The sequence below is a fragment of the Cryobacterium zongtaii genome, from assembly GCF_002909375.1.
In the GTDB taxonomy this organism is placed as follows: Bacteria; Actinomycetota; Actinomycetes; order Actinomycetales; family Microbacteriaceae; genus Cryobacterium; species Cryobacterium zongtaii.
The window spans coordinates 152,524-172,563 of the sequence record NZ_PPXD01000020.1; the positions used below are offsets into that span (position 1 = coordinate 152,524).

The following is a 20,040-nucleotide window of genomic DNA, read 5'->3' on the forward strand; positions in this document are numbered from 1 at the left end:
CCGCCATGTCGCTCTTCCTAGGTGTTGATGGGGGCGGGTCCAAGACCGCCTTCGTCGTCCTCAACAGCTCCGGACAGATCGTCGCGGAGACTCAGTCGCCGAGCTGTTATTACTTCAGCGACGGGATCGACCTCGTCGGCCGCGTCCTCACCGACGGCATCGGCGCGATCAGCGCCCAGGCCGGCATTAAGACGACGGACATCGACTACGCCTTTTTCGGCCTGCCGGGATACGGGGAGGTCAGCACCGATATCGCGCGCTTGGATGCCCTACCCCACGAGATCCTCGGCCACGGCCGTTACTCCTGTGACAACGACATGGTGTGCGGCTGGGCCGGTTCTCTCGGTGCCGTCGACGGCATCAACGTCATCAGCGGCACCGGTTCAATGACCTATGGCGAACGCGACGGCCGGGGCCACCGCGTCGGAGGCTGGAGCGAACTGTTCGGCGACGAAGGCTCTGCCTATTGGGTCGCGATCCGCGGGCTCAACGCCTACTCCCGTATGAGCGACGGCCGACTCCCTCGCGGGCCGCTGTACGACGTGGTGAAGAAACGGGTCGACGTGTCCGGCGATCTCGATCTGATCGACGTTGTCGTCAACCGGTGGAAAGGCCAGCGAGGAGCCATCGCGGACCTCTCCAAGACCGTTGTCGAAGCCGCCGGTCTGGGCGACCCCGTTGCCGTGCAGATCATCACGGATGCCTGCACAGAACTGGCCACGATCGTCGACACAACACGCACCGAACTCGGATTCGCTGCTGAAGAAATCATCCCCGTGTCGTATTCGGGCGGCATGTTCACCGCAAGCGCCGTACGACAGGGCTTCGAACAGGCCCTCACCGTTCTGCACCCAAGCTACGAATTGCGCACTCCCCTGTTCGGCCCGGCCATCGGAGCCGCACTGTACGCCGCGAAGAAGGCCGGTACGCCCTTGTCCGACACCGCACTGGCCAACCTTCGATCGAACTAAGCACACCCTTTCCAACCGCTCCACCCGTTCCGCCCACATCAGATGTCAAAGAGGAGATCACAATGAAGAAAACGCAGAGTTGGATATTTTACGCAGCGCTCTTGGTGTTGTTCTGGGGAGTGTGGGGCGCGTTCTCCGCACTACCCATCACCCTGTACGGATACCCCGATGAGATGGTCTACGTCATCTGGGCGGTCGTGATGATAATCCCCGCCGCATTCGCCCTCAGGGGCCAGAAATTCGACCGCCGCCCCAAAGCTGCCGTGTATGGCCTGCTCATCGGATTAACCGGCGCCGGCGGGCAATTGTTGCTCTTCAACGCCCTCTCCTCGGGCCCTGCCTATCTGATCTTCCCGATCATCTCGATCTCTCCAGCCATCACCGTGCTCATGGCTATGGCCTTCCTGCGGGAACGCCTTCCCAAGGTCGCCGTCATCGGCCTCATCGCGGCACTCGCAGCGATTGTCCTCTTCAGCGTTTCGAGCGGTTCGGGCGGGGCGGACTCCGGGCCGTGGCTGATCATCGCGATCTTCGTCTCGATCGCGTGGGGCGTGCAGGCATTCTTCATGAGAAAAGCGGCGACGATCGGAGTGAACGACGCGACCACGTTCGCCTGGATGGCCATCAGCGGACTCGTTCTGACCCCTTTTGCAATCCTGTCCATGGGCGGACTCCCCATGGACGTTCCTTGGCAGGCTCCAGCACTTACCGCCGCAACTCAGCTCCTGAACGCGATTGGCGCCCTGTTCCTCGTGATGGCGCTCAGCCGCGGCAAGGCTTCCGTGGTGGCACCCACGACGAACGCCCTGGCTCCGGTCCTCACGATCGTCGTGTCACTCATCGTCTATCAGACACTGCCGTCGGTCTTCGGAACCATTGCGATTGTCCTCGCACTCCTCGGCTCGACGCTCATGGTCTACAGCGACGAGCGTCGCGGGGAGGCTCTCCTGAAGGCGAGTCCCGCGGTAAAAAAGACTCCTGAGCGAACAAACGTGGCTGGCTAGCCACGCCACCTCGCTCACAATCGGCAAGGCCCGCCTGGGCTGGATCTCCGCCATCAGAGATCAGCACGGGCGGGCTTTCGGCGTCAGACGTCGATCTCGATCGTGTACGAAACGACCTCGGTGAAGCGCCCGTTGACGAAGTCGTGGAGGTAACAGGACACCCCCACCGCAACGTCACCGCCAGACCCTAGGTGTAACGAGCGAGACACATTGGAACTCGGTGGTGACGTTCACGAGATCCACGGCGCTTCTTGAGCAGAGTTTCCTCCCCCGTCGCCTGCCCCGCGCGTAGCATCCCCGGCATGAACGCGGCCAAGGACGACTCGACCACCCTCGACATCGATGGACGCGAGGTGCGGGTGAGTCATCCCGGCAAGCTCGTCTTCCCCGAGCCCGGGCTCACCAAGCTCGACCTCGTCAGCTACTACCTCGCGGTGGCCGGCGGCGCGCTGCGCGGTGCGGGCGACCGGCCCATGGTGCTGAAACGTTTCGTGAAGGGCATCGACCGGGAGGCGTTCTTCCAGAAGAGGGCGCCCGAGTCGCGTCCATCGTGGATCGAGACGACCACTCTGCACTACGCATCCGGCACCTCGGCGGAAGAGATCGTGGTGACGGATGCCGCCGCGCTGGCCTGGGTCATCAACCTCGGCTGCATCGACCTCAACCCGCACCCCGTTCGCGCGTGGGACCTTGACCATCCCGACAAGCTGCGCGTGGACCTCGACCCCATGCCCGGTGTCGACTGGGCGCAGATCGTCGACGTCGCGTTCGCCGTGCGCGACGTACTCACCGACCACAGCCTCGTCGGCTGGCCGAAGACCAGCGGCTCACGCGGCCTGCACATCAACGTGCGGATCGAACCCCGATGGGACTACCGCTCGGTGCGGCTCGCCGCGGAGGCCCTCGCTCGGGAGGTCGAGAACCGGGCACCGGGGCTGGCGAGCGCACACTGGTGGAAGGAGGAGCGCGGCGAGAGCGTGTTCGTCGACTTCAACCAGAACGCCAAGGACCGCACTGTCGCGTCCGCGTATTCGGTGCGCGCCCGTCCGGATGCCCGAGTTTCGACACCGCTCGGATGGGACGAGGTGCGCACCCGCCGCCCCGAGGAGTTCACGGTGCCGACCGTGCTGCAGCGGTTCGCCGATCAGGGCGATGTCGCCGCCGGCATCGACAACGCCGCAGGCAGCCTCGATGCGCTGCTGGCTCTCGCCGAGCGGCTCGGGCCCGCCGAGAAGGCGCCGACAGCACCCGACGGATCCGGCCGCCGCCGCTCGAGAATGCCGCTCGTTGAGATCGCCCGGGCGAAGACCAGGGAGGAAGCCATCGCTGGCCTTGACGCCTGGCGATCACGGCATCTGGAGGTCGTCGCGTTGCTCGAGCCCGCGGACGTGCTGGTCGACGGCATGCGCGGTGCGAGCTCACTCTGGTACCGGGTACGCATCAACCTCCAGCATGTACCAGAGGCACTCCGTCCCGACCAGGGATCCCTCGAAGTCGACTACGACCCGTGGGCCGGCCGCGGCTGAAAATGGCTGGCCCTGGCCGGAACAGCTGTCAGATGCGACTTCTCAATCCAGGTTATTTCGCTCCCGAAACCGGGGGTGTCTTCACTCGATGCTCGCTGTGATCCTCAAAGTCTGGCTCGGCCCGCAGAGCGTCGGCGATCTCCTCCTCCGGACGCGGCGCGATGGTCTGGTCGGCCTCGAGCTCCGGGACGGAAGGCTCATCGGGGCTGGGAATGTGAGTCTTCTTGCCTCCCAGACCCGGCACCGACGTGACTTGCGTCATCCAGGCCGCGATCTGGTGTTCGTCGAGGTCGTCCACGGACTCGAGCTCCACACCCCGCGTTGACTTGCCCATCCCCACCGGCGTCACCGGCGGTACCGGCTCGAGCGCCGCGCCATTGATGAACATGAGCTTCACATGGCCGGCGAAGCCGCCGGAGCTGAAGCACCAGCCGTCGCCGACGCCGTAGTACGCCATGCCCCACTTCACGGAGCGCTGGAGGTTGGGCAGCGTCGTGGCCGCCAGTGCGTCGACTGCTTCGGCGATGCCGCGCTGTGGCTGCGGCAAGCTGGCGATGTAAGCGAACACCGGTTTGTCGCCGACCGCCGCTTTGGCGGGGCTGGCCCGGCCTGTCATGGCATCCGGGAGTGTCCAGGCGGACTCGTCGTGTGCCGACGTGCCCCTCGCCGGTTGATCGTCGCTCTTGCCAGAGTCCTTACTGTCCATGGCGCGATGATAGTCCTCCCATCAACGGCCGTACCGACGAGCTCCCCGGCGGCCCGGACTGTTCGGAGGGAGGAAGATTGACGTTGTGAAGATTCTCTCGATTCAGTCGGCCGTCGCGCACGGCCACGTTGGCAACTCAGCGGCCGTGTTCCCCCTCCAGCGCATCGGGGTCGAAGTGCTCCCGGTCAACACAGTGAACTTCTCCAACCACACGGGGTATGGCGCGTGGCGCGGATCCCTCATCGCACCCGAGGATGTGCATGATGTGATCCTCGGCATCGAGGAACGTGGTGTGCTCCCCCAGATCGACGTGGTGCTCTCGGGATACCAAGGCGGCACCGGGATCGGCGACGTCATCGTGGATGCGGTGCAGCGGGTGAAAGCGGCGAACCCCTCGGCCATCTACGCGTGTGACCCCGTGATGGGCAACGCGAAGTCCGGGTGCTTCGTGGCGCCCGAGATCCCCCACCTACTGCGGGATCGTGTGGTCCCCGTGGCCGACATCATCACTCCGAACCAGTTCGAGTTGGGATTCCTCACCGGCACCGAGCCATCGACGATGGACTCGACCCTCGACTCCGTCGACCTCGCCCGGGCCATGGGACCGAGCACCGTGCTCGTGACGAGTGTGGAGCGGCCCGACCGCGAGGCCGGCACCATCGAGATGCTCGCAGTGGATGCTGCGGGCGCGTGGGTCGTGCAGACTCCCCATTTGCCTTTCAAAGCGAACGGATCGGGTGACGTCACCGCGGCACTCTTCTCGGCGCACTACCGCGCGACAGGTGATGCGGCTGTGGCGCTGGAACGCACCGCGTCCAGCGTGTTCGATCTCATCGAGCTGACGTATCAGTCGGGCGAGCGAGAATTGCAGCTCGTGCAGGCGCAAAGCTTCTACGCTCATCCGCGCATGCAGTTCTCCGCCCAGCGCGTGCGCTGACGAGGCACACGAGCAGGCTCTATCGCGGGGTGCGGATGCCGTCGCGGCGCTTGGTGGTCTGGCCGCCGGTCGGGTACACGCGGATCGGACCGGTGACGCTGAACTCGTCCTCCCAGCACTCAATGCCGGCCACGTCGGGAAAGAGCGCGCGGGTGAACACCGGGTCGCGGCCCTCTCGTCGTTGGCGGGTGTAGTCCTTGAGTAACCGGAACGCGATGCCGGAGAGCAGGCCGATGGCGATGAGATTCGTGAGTGCCATGAGTCCCATGACGCCGTCCGCGAAGTTCCAGATCAGGTCGGCGCCCGATACCGATCCCACGAGCACCGCGCCCACGACGAGCACCCGGTACGCGGTGAGCACCCCGCGCCGCTTGGTGATGAACTGGATGTTCGACTGGCCGTAGTAGTAATTGCCGAGGATCGAGGAGAACGCCAGCATGAAGATGATCACGCTCAGCGCGATGTTCGACCACGCTCCCAGAGTGCCCACCAGCGCGCCCTGAGTGAGACCGATCCCTCGTTCTGCTCCCGCCAGGTCGGGTACCGACACGAGGATGATGAACGCCGTGATGGAGCACACCAGGAAGGTATCGAAGTAGACCCCAAGGGTCTGCACGAGTCCCTGCTTCACAGGATGGGTGACCGCGGCACTCGCCGCCGCGTTCGGCGCAGACCCCAGGCCCGCCTCGTTGGAAAACATGCCGCGCTTGACACCGGTAAGGATGATGTACCCGAACGCGGCACCGACGACCTCGTTGAACCCCCACGCCGACGTGAAGATCTCGGCGAAGACCGGGCCGACTCGGTCGAGATGCAGAGCCACGACCACGAGGCCGAGCAGGAGGTACGCGAGCGCCATGATGGGCACGAGCACCTGGGTGACGTGGGCGATCCGCCTGACTCCGCCGAAGACGACGAGGCCGGTCAGTACCGCGATCCCCACGCCGATCGCCCACGGCAGCCAGGGCACATCCCCGCCGATGCTCGCGGTCACCGTCGCCGAGATCGTGTTGGCCTGCAACGAGCTGAACGCGAATGGGAAACAGACGATGAGGATGACCGCGAACCACACGCCCAGCCAGCGGGCCTTGAGTCCACGTTCCATGTAATAAGCGGGCCCACCGCGAAAGCCCTCGGCGTCCCGCACCTTGAAGAGTTGCGCCAGCGAGGACTCGATGAAACTCGACGCTCCCCCGACGAACGCCATCATCCACATCCAGAACACCGCCCCGGGTCCTCCGACCGCGATCGCCGTGCCGACACCGGCGATATTGCCGACTCCCACTCGCGACGCCGCCGAGATTGTGAAGGCCTGGAATGCCGAGATCGACTGCGGCTCACCCGCCGCCGTTTGAGGCGTCTTATCGGTCAGCGTACGGAACATCTCCGGAATGAGACGGAACTGCACCACCCCTGAGCGGACTGTGAAGTAGATCCCTAGACCCACAACAACCGGCAACACAATCCACGTCCACAGATTGTCGCCCCACGTCAGCAACCACTCATTCACAGAATCCACCTCGCAAGTATGACGAACAGGCCCCGCAAACGAAAACCCAGGTCCTACCCGGTGGTTCTGGTGTCTTAAGACTCGGAGGGCTCCATGGGCAGTTCGGCTCCGTAGTTCCACGACAAGATGGCGGGCTGCTCACGGTAGTAGCTGAGCACGGAGACCGATCCAGCATCCAGCGTGATTTGAGCACCGAATCGAGGGGCCAATCTCAGGTACACGGCGGTCAGGATGCGCAGGAAGTGGCCGTGCGCGATCAGGGCGACATCTCCCTCCACCATCGCAGGCAGCACCCGCGTGAGCACCCGCGATGCGCGGGCGGCGACCTCCTCGACCGTCTCACCGGGCGTGTCACCACGAATCACGCCGTGGGTGAATGCGCTCCAGTTGTAGCCGAGCTCGCTGCGGATGTCGCGCGTCGTTCGCCCCTCGTACCCGCCGTAGTCCCATTCGACGAGAAGCGGATCGACGTCGGCATGCAGGCCTGCGAGCTCGGCAGTGCGTCGCGCACGCTGCAGCGGCGACGTCAGCACGAGCGAGAAATCGTAGTCGGCCACCAACCTGCCTGCGCCGCGGGCAAGTTCCTCTCCCCGGGCCGTGAGCGGAACATCCGTGAGCCCAGTGTGTTTGCCGCTCTTCGACCAATCCGTTTCCCCGTGGCGCAAGAGAATCAGCTTCCCGGACGGGTTATCCGGAGCGGGGTGGTCGGGCAGCGGATCGATTGTAGACATACGGCCACAGTAGTATCGCTCCCCGGATTTGATGCCGAGCTGGTGCGTGACGACTTGGGACAAGCGGTTCAAGGGCTCAAGCAGGAGCCCGGCGCCTAGTTCGGGGGCGTGAGGGGTGCAGCCCGGAGCCAAGCACGAAGGCGTCCGCGGGCGTTCATATAGGGCGAGGATGAGTTCAGCGAAATCATGCGTCCCATGGTCCATTTGCCGTACCACTGGCGCCCGTACAGGTCGGCGTCGGTGTAGTCCTCGATGAGTGCCAGGAGATTGTCCTTGGCACCGACCAGGTGGGCCCTGAGCTCGTCCCACGTCTCGTCGCGGTAGGCGTCGTAGTAGCGCTGGGCGAGCAAGCCAAGCTCGTTCCATTTAATGCCGGCGGCGGGCAATTCATCGGGTAGCCCGGCTGCGCGGCGTGCGTGCCAGGTGGCGACCTGCTCGTTCCAGCCGATCAGGTAGGAAACCAGTTCTGCAGGACTCATCATCGTGTTTTTCGCATGCCCCGGAAGGACCTGGTCGTAGACGAGCGACGGTGGGACCCGATCGAGATCGGATTCGAGCTGGGCGAACGTGGTGCCGATCGCGGCCACAAGATCTGCCTTGGAGCTCGGGACGGCCATGGATTCCCTCTCGCAGATACGCCTGTGGTCAGACGGTAAAGAGTTGCAACTGCACTCTTTCACGAGAATTCGCCGTGGCGAGAGGGTCTAAGGACCCGCTGCGTGCCGACTTGACCGCCTCGGCAGCGTCTAACTGCGCCGCACGGCGATCGAGTTGGCCATGCCCCACACGATGCACAAGGCGACCACCTGTGCGGCGGCCAGTGCAACCAGCTGGTTGAAAACCAGGGCCAGCACAAACTCAAGGATGGAGAGCATCAAGGCAGCGGCACCGACAGCGGCAAACCCTTGCTTGGCCAGGAGGCGGTCTCGTTCGTCTCGGTACTCGATGGCGTTCAGCCGGGTGATGTCGCGAGAGTCCGGGCGGCGCGCGTAAAGCGCAGCACCGAGGCCCGCGGCACCGCCGGCGACGAAGACAAACGCGGCGAACCAGTTGTGTGTGAGAGCGGTCGCGATCGCGCCAGCCAAGAGCGTGCCGGCCAAGGCGATATTGACGGTCGAGATGGGCAAGCGCTTAGTGGGATTCAATGTGGAACACTTCCTCAACGGTGGACTCGAAGAAACGGGCTACGCGAACGGCAAGACTTAGCGACGGATCGTAACGCCCTGTTTCGATGGCGTTGATGGTCTGACGAGAAACCCCCAAGGCTTCGCCAAGGGCGGCCTGGGAGAGGCCAGCGGCTTGACGCCTTGCTCTTACCTGGGATTCCATATGACAAGCGTGCTTTACAATCCGGCTCGTGTCAAGCGGGCTTGTCATATGTCCCCCATTCGATGCCGCAGCCCGTCATAGACGATGGGCTTACCGGCGTCCGCGTCCCCGCCAAGGGCGCAAGGCGTTAGCCTGCCATCAGTGATACTTACTTCCTCTCTGTGACCCAGAGACCTTTCAGCGACACCAGCTCGCTCCTCGAACGAGGGACGGTGATTTCGTGCGCCCGGAAGGGGAGCTCCTTGCGGAGTTCCCCTGCACCCTGGCCCCCTCTCGAAACCACCTTAGAAAAGACCGTTCACTCATGACGTCCACCGACTCTTCCGACGCGAGCACTGACGACCGCTCAACCCTCCGCGCGAACTGCGCTGACTGCTTCGCACTCTGCTGCACAGCTTTCGGCTTTCAAAGGTCCGCCGACTTTCCGATCAACAAGCCGGCGGGCACCCCGTGCCTGAATTTGGCAGACGATTTTTCCTGCTCCATCCACCACTCCTTGCGAGCACGGGGCTTTCGCGGGTGCACCGTATTCGATTGCTTCGGTGCGGGCCAATACGTGTCGCAGAAGCTGTTTGGCGGAACAAGCTGGAGGGAACGCCCCGACACGAGCGCCGAGATGTTCAGTACTTTTGCCGTCGTCCGGCAGCTGCACGAGATGCTCTGGTACCTCGCCGAAGCCGCCGAACGGGCAACCGCCTCGGAGCTCTCAGGGCCGGTGGCCCAATTTCGACGCGAAATCCTGCGAGCCCTGGACGGCGATGCGTCAGAGATACTCGCGACTGATGTCGAGCGGATTCGCTTAGAGGTCCGGCAAACGTTGATCGATGTGAGCGAGGAGGCGCGCGGCGGCTATGCCGCTGGTGCCGAAGCCGACCTGAGCGACGACCTGCATCCGTCAGCGGACCTGGTCGGCCGCGACTTGCGATCGATTCGTCTGTGCGGAGCTGATCTCCGCGGTGCCTACCTCATCGCCGCGGATCTTCGACGAGGCGATCTGGCGGGGGTCGACTTGCTCGGTGCAGATTTGCGGGACGCGCGGCTCGAGGGTGCGGATCTATCGGGTGCTCTGTTTCTCACACAATTACAAGTCGATGCAGCTCAGGGCGACGACACAACCGTCCTGCCGGCTGCCCTCAGTCGGCCGCGGCACTGGCTCGCCTAGGCGCTCGGGCGTATTGCGCCTCTAAGAAGTGGGGCGGGCGACATAGGATCGACGGCATGACCCGTGTCATCTTCATGTGTGGCCCGGCTGGGTCGGGCAAGTCCACGGTTGCTCGCCAACTAGAGTCCGGCGGCATGTCACGGCTGTCCTTCGACGAGGAGGCTTGGCGCCTGGGGATTCGTTCCCAACCCTTGGCCGAAGATGTCAGGCGCGAGATCGAGAGCCACCTGGTGCAGAAGCTTCTCGACCTCGTGAGCACCCACTCAGATGTGGTGCTGGACTATTCCTTTTGGTCACGGCGCATGCGCGAGGAATACCGTGCCGTCATCCGTCCGTTGGGTATCGAGCCGGAGACGTTCTATCTCGCGACGCCACGAAGTGTGGTCCTGGCTCGTATCTGTGCTCGAGCGGGACAAGAAGCGAATGACGTTCAGCTGCCCGATCATTTGGCGGCCGCCTACTTCGATAACTTCGAGATCCCCACCCCTGATGAGGGCCCCTTGACCGTCATCACATACGCACGATGCCTTCACCCGGATGGCGGTTGAGGACCCGTGTTGGAGTTCCAAACTAGCCCGCAGGCCCGTCCCTCTACGTCGACCGCGACATCGCTCACGTCAGAGTTAGGCCGAGTTTTTCAGAGTAGGTGTTGTCGAATATCGGCACGGTTGGGGAGTTATGTTTCGAGTCGAGCCGTGGTTTAGCCCGTACCTGGGTGTGATGCAGTAGATCGTGGTTGACCACGAGCGGGATGTGTCGTTGTACCGTGCCGCGAAAATGGGGCGCATACCCGGTGACGGGTTCATTCTGACTTGGGGCGATCGTCAGATCCCGTTCGAATCGCTCTCTTCGCAAGTGACTGACCCCGTGGGTGGCGAGTCATATTACTCGGTCAAGTTCACGGCTTTCGGTGTCAGCGCGGCGGTCGAATTGCGCACGAAGGTGAAGTCGTACAGGTTCGGCAGCGATGAGGAACTGGCGACGGCGAGGCGGCTCGCTGCGGAAGCGTTGGTGGTCTACGGGTCAAGCTACAACGGCTTGACATACCCCGATGGGGAGAACCGGGTTGAGCTCATGGGGTCGAGTTGCGGCTGAGCGATTTTGGCATCGAGGGTGCGTCCGCGTGAGCCACGTGATTGATCGAGGGGATAAGTAATTGCAAACTTTGGTTGGTGGACACAATTGAGCAGCTCAAACAGCTGATCACTCCCGACCCTTCCCTTCTTCTTAAACAACTCGAAGATGATCTCAGACGCACCTTGCACGAGACAGGCGCGACTCGCATGAACCTTTCACGAAAATGATCCAGAAACAGAAAATCGCTCCCGAGATTCCTCAGGAGAGACTTCTTTTGTTACGACCGGACCGTTTCGTGAAGAGTCTCGCGAACGGCCCTTTGGTCGGGCTGACAGGATCTGAACCTGTGACCCCCCGAAGGTTCTGGCCTAAATTTGGTCGTTACCGGATGTCCCCGAAAACCCGCGAATTCCCTTGTTTCAAATGAAAGGAGCGCGGCGCGGGCAACAGCCCGCGCCGCTCTTAGGTCAGGATGGCACTGTCCATCGCTGCGTCCAGAGTCCGTTGCAGTCGTAGATCTGCAGATCGGTACCGTCCGCGAGGTTGCCCTGCGGCAGGTCAAGACATCTGCCTGACTGCGGATTGCGGAAGCTTCCGTTCGTCTGTGGGATCCACTGCTGCGCTCCAGCTCCGGCGATGCAATCCCAGGTCTGTACCGGGCTGAAGTTCGCGGTTCCGTTGTTGGTTACGTCGAGGCATTTCCCGAAGGCGCGAATCGTACCGTCAGCGCTGACGGACCAGCGTTGCCCGGTGGCGACGCCGCAGGTGTACAGCTGCACGGCACGCCCGGCATCGGCGGTGTTAGTGTCGACGTCGACGCATTTTCCGCCGGGGCCGCTGATTGCACCCGTCGGGCCGGGTAGTGCGCCGATACCCACCTTGAGCTCGCATTGCGTGGTGCCTTGTCGAAGTGTTGCGGCGAAGTAAACGAAGCTGGTGCCGTTTTCGCGCGGGATTGCGGGTGTCGAGTAACCAGGACATGCGGGCACACCAGCGGCATAACCGCCGGTGGGATTAACAGTCACAGGCGCTTCCAGCTCGGTCCAAGGGCCGGCCCCAAGGTTAGTGTTCTGGAAGAGTACCGACCCCGACTCCGCTAAGACGGTCTTGTTCCCCGTCGGGCCCGAGACGACTCGCTGCCCGGAGATGAGTATGGTGCCGTTGGCCCCACCGCCTGATATCCACGAGATGTAAGGGGTGTGTAGGAGTTCGCGTCCGTCCGAGGTGGTCACCAGTGTGCCTGGCGTGTCGAGCGGACCCCAGTTCAGCCCGTCGGCGCTGAACTTGATGTACACCTCACACGTATGGTCGGCGTTCGTGGCGTCGCGGCACATCTCGTAGGACATCACGAACTGACCATTGGGCAATTCTGCGAATGTTTGCATGCCCGGGCGTCGCAGGTTGTCGCTCGGGAATGCGACATCCTGTGTGATTGTCCCGTTCCATGAGACACCGCCGTTGGTGGAAGTGTAGTGCCCGATGATCTGGTTGCTCGTGGCTGAGTTTGCGGGGCGTTCGTCAGAAATGAAACAAGCAAGAGTGTTGTCGTCGGCTACGAGGAAAGTCGGCTCCCAAATACCGTGACCCCAGCTGTTGGGCAACCCGAATGTCTGGGTGCAGTTGGACAGGTACTGCCAAGTCAGACCTTTGTCGGTGCTTTTGAACACCTCGACCTTCTGGGTCGTGTAGTTGCCGACGCTCCAGGAGGTACCGGCTGCAAGAATGTCGCCCTGGTTCAGCCCTGGAATCGTTCTCGGCACCTCGAACAGGGTGGGTGCTTCAATGTCCCAGCCGGGAGTGTTGGAGGAAATCGTGGAGACTTGGCTCCAGCTCGTCCCGCCGTTGGTGCTCCGATAGATGGGGAGAGTGCCGGGTGCGTTATGTCCGCTCTTCGCGAACGTCGCGAGTAGAGTCTGCGCGCTGGAAGACCCATCATTGTCGATGCGAATCGCGCGGGGATATCCGGCGGTGCCGCTGGGGTAGGTCGCGAGGTTAGGCGAGTAGAGAACCTGGCCGGGCTGGGCGGCAGTCGCGGGTGCGACTGGGCTAGCGAGCGAACCTATCAAGAGGAAACAGCTGAAGAGCGCGGCGAGGAGCCAGCGTGCTAGCGGTCGGTCGTGTTGGCGGGCGGACGGCGTCATCGTGATCCTTTGCTTGAGCTACGCGCCAACGCACGCCCAACAATGCCCGGAAATTGCCAACGTTGCAAGCGCTCAGCGAAATTCCCTATCGCTCGATGCTTGCGGTACTCTCCCGGATGCGAAGAGTGTGCGGCGCGACGATTTGCCGCGGTCGAAGGTCCGGCGTTTCGATTCGGGCGGTTACGCGCGCGATCGCCTGCTCGGCAATGAAGGACGTATCGAGAGAGATAGTGCTCAACGAGGGTCGAGAGAACCGGCCTTCCTCGATATTGTCGATCCCGATGATGGCCACGTCTTGCGGCACGCTAAGGCCGGCGTCGAAGACGGCGCGCATCGCGCCCATCGCCAGGAGATCGGAAAAGCAGAATATGGCATCGGGGCGCACATCCAGTGCGAGAAGTTCCACGGCGGCGCCGTAACCGTCAGCACGGCTGTAGTGCGCTGCGGGTCGCGCGTACCGCTGCTCGGGCTCGATCCCAACCTCGCGCAGGGCCAACTCGTACCCTACGGTGCGCTGCTGCGGGGTCGCGTACTCTTCTAGCGGCTGCGCGCCGATCGCGGCGACCCGCGTGCGGCCAGTATCAAGCAGATGGCGCACGGCATCGTAAGCGGCCCGCACGTTGTCGATCGCGACGTGGTCGTACCGGCCGTCGAACTCATGCTCGCCCAGCAATACCAGAGGCATCTGCGTCGGTGAGTTCATCTCGAGCAATTCCGCCTTGGTCACGAGCGGGCTGAACAGGATGCCGTCGAAGAGCATCGTTCGGTCATTGCCAGTAAGCAGATCGCGCTCGTGGTCGTGGTCGTGTCCGGTCTGGTCAATCATCACCCGGTAGCCGACCTCAGCCGCAGCGTCGATAACGTCACGGGCGAGAGCGCTGAAGTATGGAACATCGATCTCAGGAACGACAAAGGCCAGCATCCCAGTACGGCCGGTGCGTAGGGTCCTCGCGACGGGATTGGGTCGGTAGCCCAGCTCGTCAATGGCTTGGAGGACGTGTTTGCGCATCCGCTCACTTACGTGGGTGTAACCACTGACGACATTGGAAACGGTGCGCATCGACACCTGCGCATATTCGGCAACATCACGAAGTGTCGCTGGCATGTGTTTGCTCCCTCCGACGTTCGTAACGATTCTACTGTTTGCAACGATAGCAAAGTTGCGCTACGGTTTGCATACGTTGGCAAACGCAGACGTTCCGACCGGCGAGAATGAAGCCGCCCAGGGAACCCGTCACAAAGGAGTGTCACTTGCAACAGCATCAGCCCCGACGCCCAGCCCCCATCAGGCGCGTCCTTGTCCTTGGCCTCGCGGCCAGCCTCGTCCTCGGCGTCACCGCCTGCGGACCCAGCATCAACGAGCCATCCGCAGATGCGGACGGCGCCCGACTTCAAGCTCCCTCCGACAAATCCCCGTCAGGTGAGATCACGATCTGGGACCGGTCCGGCGACCTGTTTGAAGTATTCGACGCCGCGATCGCCGATTTCAACGAGGTCTACCCCGACATCACGGTGAACCACGAAGCAGTCGACATTGACGCAAAACTTCAAAACACCCTCATCACCGGCACCGATGTGCCCGATGGTGTCTTCCTCGACGATGCGAAGGTCGCCGGTCTCGCCGACTCGCTGTGGGATGTCAGCGACGTTCTCGCACCCTACGTCGATGACATCGCCGAGCAGAAGATCGACGTCAACTCGATCAATGGAGGTGTCTACGGCGTCCCCTACGACTCCAACCCCGGCCTGCTCTACTACAACGCCGCGGCGCTTGAAGCCGCCGGCGTCGACCCCACTCAGATCGAGACCTATGACGACCTACTCGAAGCAGCCCGCGAATACCAGGCCGCAGTGCCTGGCTCGCAGCCGATCCACCTCGAGCAGTCGGCGTACCTCGGGCAGTTGCAGCTGGAGATGTACGCCAGCCAGCTCGGAACGAGCGTCGCCGATGCCGAAGGCGAGCTTCGCCTGGACTCCCCGGAGTACGAGCAGATTTTGACATTTCTCGACACGGTCCAGAAAGACGGACTCGGGACTCGTGCGGAATACCTCAACCCCACCGACATCGCCCAGCTCGAATCCGGCAGCCAGGTGTTCTATCCTTGGGCGATTTGGTTCAGCTTCGCCACCCAGCAGCTTCTCCCCGAAACCGCGGGTGATTGGCGTGCCATGCCGTTGCCCGCTTGGGAAGATGGCGGAGCACAGAGCGGCGCCATGGGAGGATCCTCCTTCGTCCTTCCCCGTGACGGTGAGAACTCTGAACTGGCGTGGCTCTTCTACGAGTTCCTCATGTTCGATGAAGCGGGATACACCGCTGTCTGGGGGCCAAACGACGTGTACCCGGCCGGACTGAACACCTCCATTCCGAGCTACGGACCCGCCGCAGATCCGGCCGCTCCACTCTTCGGACCGGTGCCTGAGCTCGGAAACCAGGACCTCTGGGCAGTCGCCACCGCGGCCAGCTCCGAGATTCCTCCAGCCGTGCCCACGCCGTCGTGGTGGGCGGGAGCCGTCGACTATCTCGGGAACAACCTGCAGCGGATGCTCGACGGAGAAATGACACCGCAGGAGGTCCTCAAGACCTCGTCCACTGACATCACGTCAAACCTCATCGACCGGCAGTAGAGACAGAGCACCCATGTTCGTCCAACCCAACCCACTCCGCAGATAGAAAGCGAGCCGACCATGACCGCACTGACCAGCGCGAGGACGAAACGCCGCATAGCGCCGTACCTCTTCGTCGCGCCGTTCGTAGCCGTGTTCCTTGCCTTCAGCATCTACCCGTTGATCTTCACCGCCCGGCTCAGCTTCACGAACTGGCGCGGCTTCGGGGCTGCGGAGTGGGTCGGGTGGGACAACTACACCTACCTCCTCGGTAACGCCGGATTCTGGAGCTCGCTCGGCAATTCCTCGGTCCTGTGGATGCTGATCATCCCGGTGCAGCTTGTCCTCGCCCTGTTGGCGGCGGTCTTGCTCAACAACTCCAAACTACGCCTCCGGGGCTTCTACCGGGTCGCTTTCATCGTTCCGTTCGTCACCCCGCTGGTCGCCATCGCCCAGATTTGGGTTGTCGTGTTCGACCAGAACTACGGCGCCGTCAATGGCCTGCTCAACATCATCGGGCTCCCCGACGTTGGCTGGCTCACGACGAGCGAATGGTCTAAGCCCACGCTGGCCCTGCTTTTCATCTGGAAAACAACCGGCTTCATCGTCCTCATCCTGCTTTCCGGACTGCAATCGATCGACGCGAGCGTGTACGAAGCGGCATCGCTCGACGGCGCGTCGCCAGCCCGGAAGCTCTGGAGCATGACCGTGCCCCTGCTACGCCGAACAATCATGTTCGCCGTGATCCTCCAAACGCTCGCCGTTTTCCAGATGTTCGCCGAGCCGTTCGTCGTCACGCAAGGTGGCCCATACGGGTCAACGACGACGGCCGGCTACTACCTCTACAACCACATCACCCGGGCAGACCTCGGCACAGGTGCCGCGAACTCGTTCCTGCTCGTGATCATCGTCATGGCGCTCTCGCTCGTGTTCGTGCGACTGCTGCGAGCGAAGGACTAGATCAATGAGCACATCCACACTCACCCAGCCCACATTTCAGAGCGTTGCGGCGACACCCACTCCCCCAACGCGATCCCGGCCTCGACCTGCGATCGCCTCCCAGCTGTTTCTGGCGCTGCTGACCATCGGGTTCCTAGCACCGGTCTTCTGGGCGCTACTGTCGGCGTTCAAGCCCGCCAACGAGATCATTCGATCGCCGCTGAGCTTCGATCCGTCGACGTTCAACCTCGACAACTACCTCGCCATGTTCCACGATGTTCCGATCGGCTCCGGCTTTCTCAACACGGGGATCGTGCTACTGATCAAGGGGGCAATCACCCTGTTCTTCGCCCCGCTCGCCGCCTTTGCCTTCGCAAAGTATAACTTCGCCGCAAAGAACCTGATCTTTGGGACAGTGCTCATCACGCTGATGCTCCCGACCATTGTGCTGATCATCCCGCTGCTTCTTGAGATGAAAGAGCTCGGCTGGGTGAATACTTACCAGGCGCTGATCCTCCCCGGCGCAATCGACGCATTTGCCATCTTCTGGATGCGGCAGGTCATCTCAGCGGTCCCAGACGAGCTGCTCGACGCCGCCCGTGTCGACGGGTGTGGCGAATTCGGGATCTTCTGGCGAGTAGTGCTCCCGGTTATCCGACCCGGCCTCGCGGGCCTCGCCGTGCTGACCATCATGAACATCTACAACGACTTCGTCTGGCCGGTAGTGATCGCCAGCTCCGACCAGATGGCGACACTGCAGGTCGTTCTCTCGACCCTGGCGCAGAACATCACCGGCAACCGAATCGGCGCTGACTATGCAACCGTCACCGGCGAGCTTCTCGCCGCCAGTTCTGTCGCACTCATCCCGCTGCTCGTGCTCTTCATCGCACTGCAGCGCCATTTCATCAACGGAATCCTCGCTGGAAGCGTGAAGGGCTAACATCCATGACTCTCCTGACCAACACCACCCCAGGGCACACAACAGTCCCCTCCTTCATCGACTCGGCGCGCGCCGCGGTGCCGCGGAGCGAATACCCGCGGCCCGACCTCGACCGGTCAGCCAGATGGCTCTGCCTCAACGGAGAATGGGATTTCACGAGCATCGACGGGAAAGCGACGATCACCGTGCCCTTCGCCTGGGAAACCACGGATTCCGGAATTGGGCGCACCTGGCTCGAATCGGCGACGTACCGCCGTCGCATCACCGCACCGCAGGACTGGGACGGCTCGCGCATCATCCTCTGCTTCGGTGCGGTCTGGCATCGCGCGACGATCTCCATCGATGGTGATCTGGTCGGAGAGCACGTCGGTGGCTACACTTCTTTCGAATTCGACGTTACCGACCACCTCCACGCCGGCCGTTCGGCAGAGCTCGTGGTCGACGTCAGCGCTCCGGCGGACAAGCGTGCACTCGTGCATGGAAAGCAGCGCTCCATCCCGCGAGACGACTATGACGGCGTCTCCTTCACCCCTACATCCGGCATCTGGCAGAGTGTCTGGCTCGAAGGCCGTGGGCGCACCTATGCTCACTCGGTGCAACTGCGGGGCGACTCGCGCACCGGCATCGACGTATCAGTTCAAGTTCTCGGCGACGTCATTGCAGGCTCTCGCATCACCGCGCGAGTGGTCGATGGCCGCCAGTATGAGGCTGTCGAGCTAACCACTGATTCTGACGGGCGAGCATCCGGGCGCATCGAGATGGCCGAACCACGCATCTGGACGCCGACAGACCCACATCTCTACCGGGTCGAGATCACGACAGCTGAAGGTCGAGAGGCAGATCTGGTAATCGCCAGCACCGGACTACGCAGCATCGAAGTCCGCGGCGAAGAGCTCTACCTCAATGACGAACGCCTCTACGTCCGCGGTGTCCTCGACCAGGGTTATTGGCCGACATCGGGGCTCACCGCACCCGACGACGAGTCCCTCCGGCATGACCTCACATTGGCCCGCGAACTCGGGTTCAACCTGGTACGCAAACACCTGAAGTTCGAGGAACCACGATGGCTTCACGCCGCCGACGAGATGGGGATGCTCGTCTGGGCGGAACCCGCCTGCCCGAGCCGGCACAGTGATGAGGCGGCCGCCGCCTTCGACGCACAGATCGGCCCGATGGTCGAACGGGACGGCAACCATCCGTCGATCGTCATTTGGGGTCTCTACAACGAAGAGTGGGGCCTGGACTGGGATATCCCCGGCAGTAGCAGTCGCGCTGCTGCGGCGGTGGCCGCCTACGACATTCTGGCCGCGATCGATCGCACTCGCCCCATCGTCGAAAACTCGGGCTGGTCGCATGTGCGCAGCGACCTCGTCGACTGGCACTACTACGAGCCCGACCCGGAAACGTGGGCACAAAGCATCGCCGACCTCGCTTCCGGCAAACGCCACGACTTCCCGGTGAAGCTCGGCCCCGACTTCGTGGTCGACAAGAGCCTGTACGGGACCGCCGAGTTCCCCCGCACAGGCGTCCCGATCCTCAACAGCGAGTTCGGAGAAGGCTTCACTAGCCTCGAGCGCGCCTGGCATGTGCGGTGGCAGACACAAGAGCTGCGCCGCCACGACCGATTCGCCGGGTACGTCTACACCGAGCTCACTGACGTGGAACACGAGTGCGCCGGCCTGGTGGACGGGGACCGTCGCCAAAAAGATTGGGGCGGTCTCGACCCTGCGGACTCCAATGCCAACACCGTCCTCATCGTCGATCTCGTCCCGGAGCGGGCGGGAGCCGATATCCCCGTTCCGACCGGTGTCACCAGCATTGGCGTGCGGGTCTCGCACCACGCGGTCACCTCCGTCACAGCACAGCTTCACGCCGTATGGGTCGCTGCTGGAGTCCCGTTCCGTGCGGTCACCCGTTCGCCCGACTCGGCTCCCAGCCTGCCCGGTTCGGTTTCTTCCGCACACGTCGTCGTGAATCCGTTCGTCGTGACGGAGGCCGTACAAATCGTTGTTGCACCACCAGAGGGTCCGGCGCGTCTCCTCCTCTGGCTCACCGACAACAGCGGACGTGTGATCGCTCGAACCTTCATTGACGCGGCCGAGATTGAGCCACCGAATCGCCGCGGAGCCCGCCCGGGTCAGGCGTCCTAAGCCGTGGCGCGCGTCTCAACGCCAACGCGGCGCGCGCCACTTCAGCAAAGCATCCATGGATTGGAAAGAATACGTCACCACCTCCAGGGGACGCCATGCCGCAATACTCGCCGGGCAGCCATCTCACTGCTCCCGATCGCAATCGCTCTCTTCCTGATCCCGCGCTATTTTACCAAGCGTCGACCGAGCGACGACCGTGCAACAGTGAGGCACCTCTCCGGGAATTCCATCGCGCGGGTGAATGGGCATCACGTCTCTACCTAACAAGGCCGGCACCTGCGATGACAGCACACAGTCCGTGGAGCGGTGTGAA

19 protein-coding genes are annotated in these 20,040 nt (G+C 62.9%); 11 read left to right on the top strand and 8 right to left on the bottom strand.

What is annotated here, in order from left to right; all coding sequences use genetic code 11:
- The first annotated feature begins 5 nt into the window (after positions 1-5).
- From C3B61_RS13065 to C3B61_RS13075, 3 genes are all read left to right on the top strand, one after another.
- On the top strand, positions 6-971 hold the full coding sequence (locus C3B61_RS13065) for an N-acetylglucosamine kinase (RefSeq protein WP_103461085.1): 966 nt from the start codon (positions 6-8) through the stop codon (positions 969-971).
- Positions 972-1,033: 62 nt separating this feature from the next.
- The gene (locus tag C3B61_RS13070; RefSeq protein WP_103461086.1) at positions 1,034-1,975 is read left to right on the top strand and encodes a DMT family transporter; all 942 of its coding nucleotides are present in this window, start codon (positions 1,034-1,036) and stop codon (positions 1,973-1,975) included.
- A 302-nt stretch (positions 1,976-2,277) separates the two neighbouring features.
- Entirely contained in the window at positions 2,278-3,501 is a 1,224-nt protein-coding gene (locus C3B61_RS13075) for a DNA polymerase domain-containing protein (protein ID WP_103461087.1), read from the top strand.
- A 52-nt stretch (positions 3,502-3,553) separates the two neighbouring features.
- Here the strand turns inward: C3B61_RS13075 and C3B61_RS13080 are convergent, their stop codons facing one another.
- Positions 3,554-4,207 carry a DUF1801 domain-containing protein gene (locus tag C3B61_RS13080; protein ID WP_165791169.1) on the bottom strand — a complete coding sequence of 218 codons (654 nt, stop codon included), beginning with the start codon at positions 4,205-4,207 and terminating at the stop codon, positions 3,554-3,556.
- An 85-nt stretch (positions 4,208-4,292) separates the two neighbouring features.
- Here C3B61_RS13080 and pdxY point away from each other — a divergent pair, with 85 nt between their 5' ends.
- Complete coding sequence (gene pdxY / locus C3B61_RS13085) at positions 4,293-5,144, top strand: pyridoxal kinase PdxY (RefSeq protein ID WP_103461089.1); 852 nt, start codon at positions 4,293-4,295, stop codon at positions 5,142-5,144.
- Positions 5,145-5,163: 19 nt separating this feature from the next.
- Here pdxY and C3B61_RS13090 read toward each other — a convergent pair whose 3' ends face one another.
- From C3B61_RS13090 to C3B61_RS13110, 5 genes are all read right to left on the bottom strand, one after another.
- On the bottom strand, positions 5,164-6,654 hold the full coding sequence (locus tag C3B61_RS13090) for an alanine/glycine:cation symporter family protein (protein ID WP_425266421.1): 1,491 nt from the start codon (positions 6,652-6,654) through the stop codon (positions 5,164-5,166).
- Between the two features lie 74 nt (positions 6,655-6,728).
- Complete coding sequence (locus tag C3B61_RS13095; RefSeq protein WP_103461091.1) at positions 6,729-7,385, bottom strand: histidine phosphatase family protein; 657 nt, start codon at positions 7,383-7,385, stop codon at positions 6,729-6,731.
- Positions 7,386-7,480: 95 nt separating this feature from the next.
- Complete coding sequence (locus tag C3B61_RS13100) at positions 7,481-8,002, bottom strand: ClbS/DfsB family four-helix bundle protein (RefSeq protein ID WP_103461092.1); 522 nt, start codon at positions 8,000-8,002, stop codon at positions 7,481-7,483.
- A 129-nt stretch (positions 8,003-8,131) separates the two neighbouring features.
- Complete coding sequence (locus C3B61_RS13105; protein ID WP_103461093.1) at positions 8,132-8,512, bottom strand: hypothetical protein; 381 nt, start codon at positions 8,510-8,512, stop codon at positions 8,132-8,134.
- A gap of 4 nt (positions 8,513-8,516) precedes the next feature.
- Positions 8,517-8,762: a helix-turn-helix transcriptional regulator gene (locus C3B61_RS13110; protein WP_425266422.1), complete on the bottom strand. Its 246-nt coding sequence runs from the start codon at positions 8,760-8,762 to the stop codon at positions 8,517-8,519.
- 256 nt (positions 8,763-9,018) lie between these two features.
- Between C3B61_RS13110 and C3B61_RS13115 the strand changes: the two genes are divergently transcribed.
- The 3 genes from C3B61_RS13115 to C3B61_RS13125 all read left to right on the top strand — a co-directional run bounded on the left by C3B61_RS13115 (position 9,019) and on the right by C3B61_RS13125 (position 10,971).
- The gene (locus C3B61_RS13115) at positions 9,019-9,876 is read left to right on the top strand and encodes a pentapeptide repeat-containing protein (protein ID WP_103461094.1); all 858 of its coding nucleotides are present in this window, start codon (positions 9,019-9,021) and stop codon (positions 9,874-9,876) included.
- Between the two features lie 56 nt (positions 9,877-9,932).
- Positions 9,933-10,424: a P-loop nucleotide/nucleoside kinase family protein gene (locus tag C3B61_RS13120; RefSeq protein WP_208858818.1), complete on the top strand. Its 492-nt coding sequence runs from the start codon at positions 9,933-9,935 to the stop codon at positions 10,422-10,424.
- Between the two features lie 184 nt (positions 10,425-10,608).
- A complete protein-coding gene (locus C3B61_RS13125) occupies positions 10,609-10,971 on the top strand; it encodes a hypothetical protein (RefSeq protein WP_103461095.1) in 363 nt (120 codons plus the stop codon).
- A 449-nt stretch (positions 10,972-11,420) separates the two neighbouring features.
- Here the strand turns inward: C3B61_RS13125 and C3B61_RS20075 are convergent, their stop codons facing one another.
- Together C3B61_RS20075 and C3B61_RS13135 are read right to left on the bottom strand one after the other, a co-directional pair.
- Positions 11,421-13,094: a sialidase family protein gene (locus C3B61_RS20075; RefSeq protein WP_103461096.1), complete on the bottom strand. Its 1,674-nt coding sequence runs from the start codon at positions 13,092-13,094 to the stop codon at positions 11,421-11,423.
- An 85-nt stretch (positions 13,095-13,179) separates the two neighbouring features.
- Positions 13,180-14,199 carry a LacI family DNA-binding transcriptional regulator gene (locus C3B61_RS13135; protein ID WP_103461097.1) on the bottom strand — a complete coding sequence of 340 codons (1,020 nt, stop codon included), beginning with the start codon at positions 14,197-14,199 and terminating at the stop codon, positions 13,180-13,182.
- A 146-nt stretch (positions 14,200-14,345) separates the two neighbouring features.
- On the opposite strand from C3B61_RS13135, the gene C3B61_RS13140 reads away from it, so the two are divergent.
- Genes C3B61_RS13140 through C3B61_RS13155 form a run of 4 tightly spaced genes read left to right on the top strand, consistent with a single transcriptional unit; the run spans position 14,346 to position 19,727 of the window.
- Positions 14,346-15,719: an ABC transporter substrate-binding protein gene (locus C3B61_RS13140; RefSeq protein ID WP_241990274.1), complete on the top strand. Its 1,374-nt coding sequence runs from the start codon at positions 14,346-14,348 to the stop codon at positions 15,717-15,719.
- Positions 15,720-15,779: 60 nt separating this feature from the next.
- Positions 15,780-16,658 (top strand): carbohydrate ABC transporter permease, encoded by an 879-nt coding sequence (locus C3B61_RS13145; RefSeq protein ID WP_103461099.1) that lies wholly within the window; start codon positions 15,780-15,782, stop codon positions 16,656-16,658.
- A 4-nt stretch (positions 16,659-16,662) separates the two neighbouring features.
- The gene (locus C3B61_RS13150; RefSeq protein WP_103461100.1) at positions 16,663-17,577 is read left to right on the top strand and encodes a carbohydrate ABC transporter permease; all 915 of its coding nucleotides are present in this window, start codon (positions 16,663-16,665) and stop codon (positions 17,575-17,577) included.
- Between the two features lie 5 nt (positions 17,578-17,582).
- Positions 17,583-19,727, top strand: a complete 2,145-nt coding sequence (locus C3B61_RS13155) for a glycoside hydrolase family 2 protein (protein ID WP_103461101.1) — start codon at positions 17,583-17,585, stop codon at positions 19,725-19,727.
- Positions 19,728-20,040: the final 313 nt, after the last annotated feature.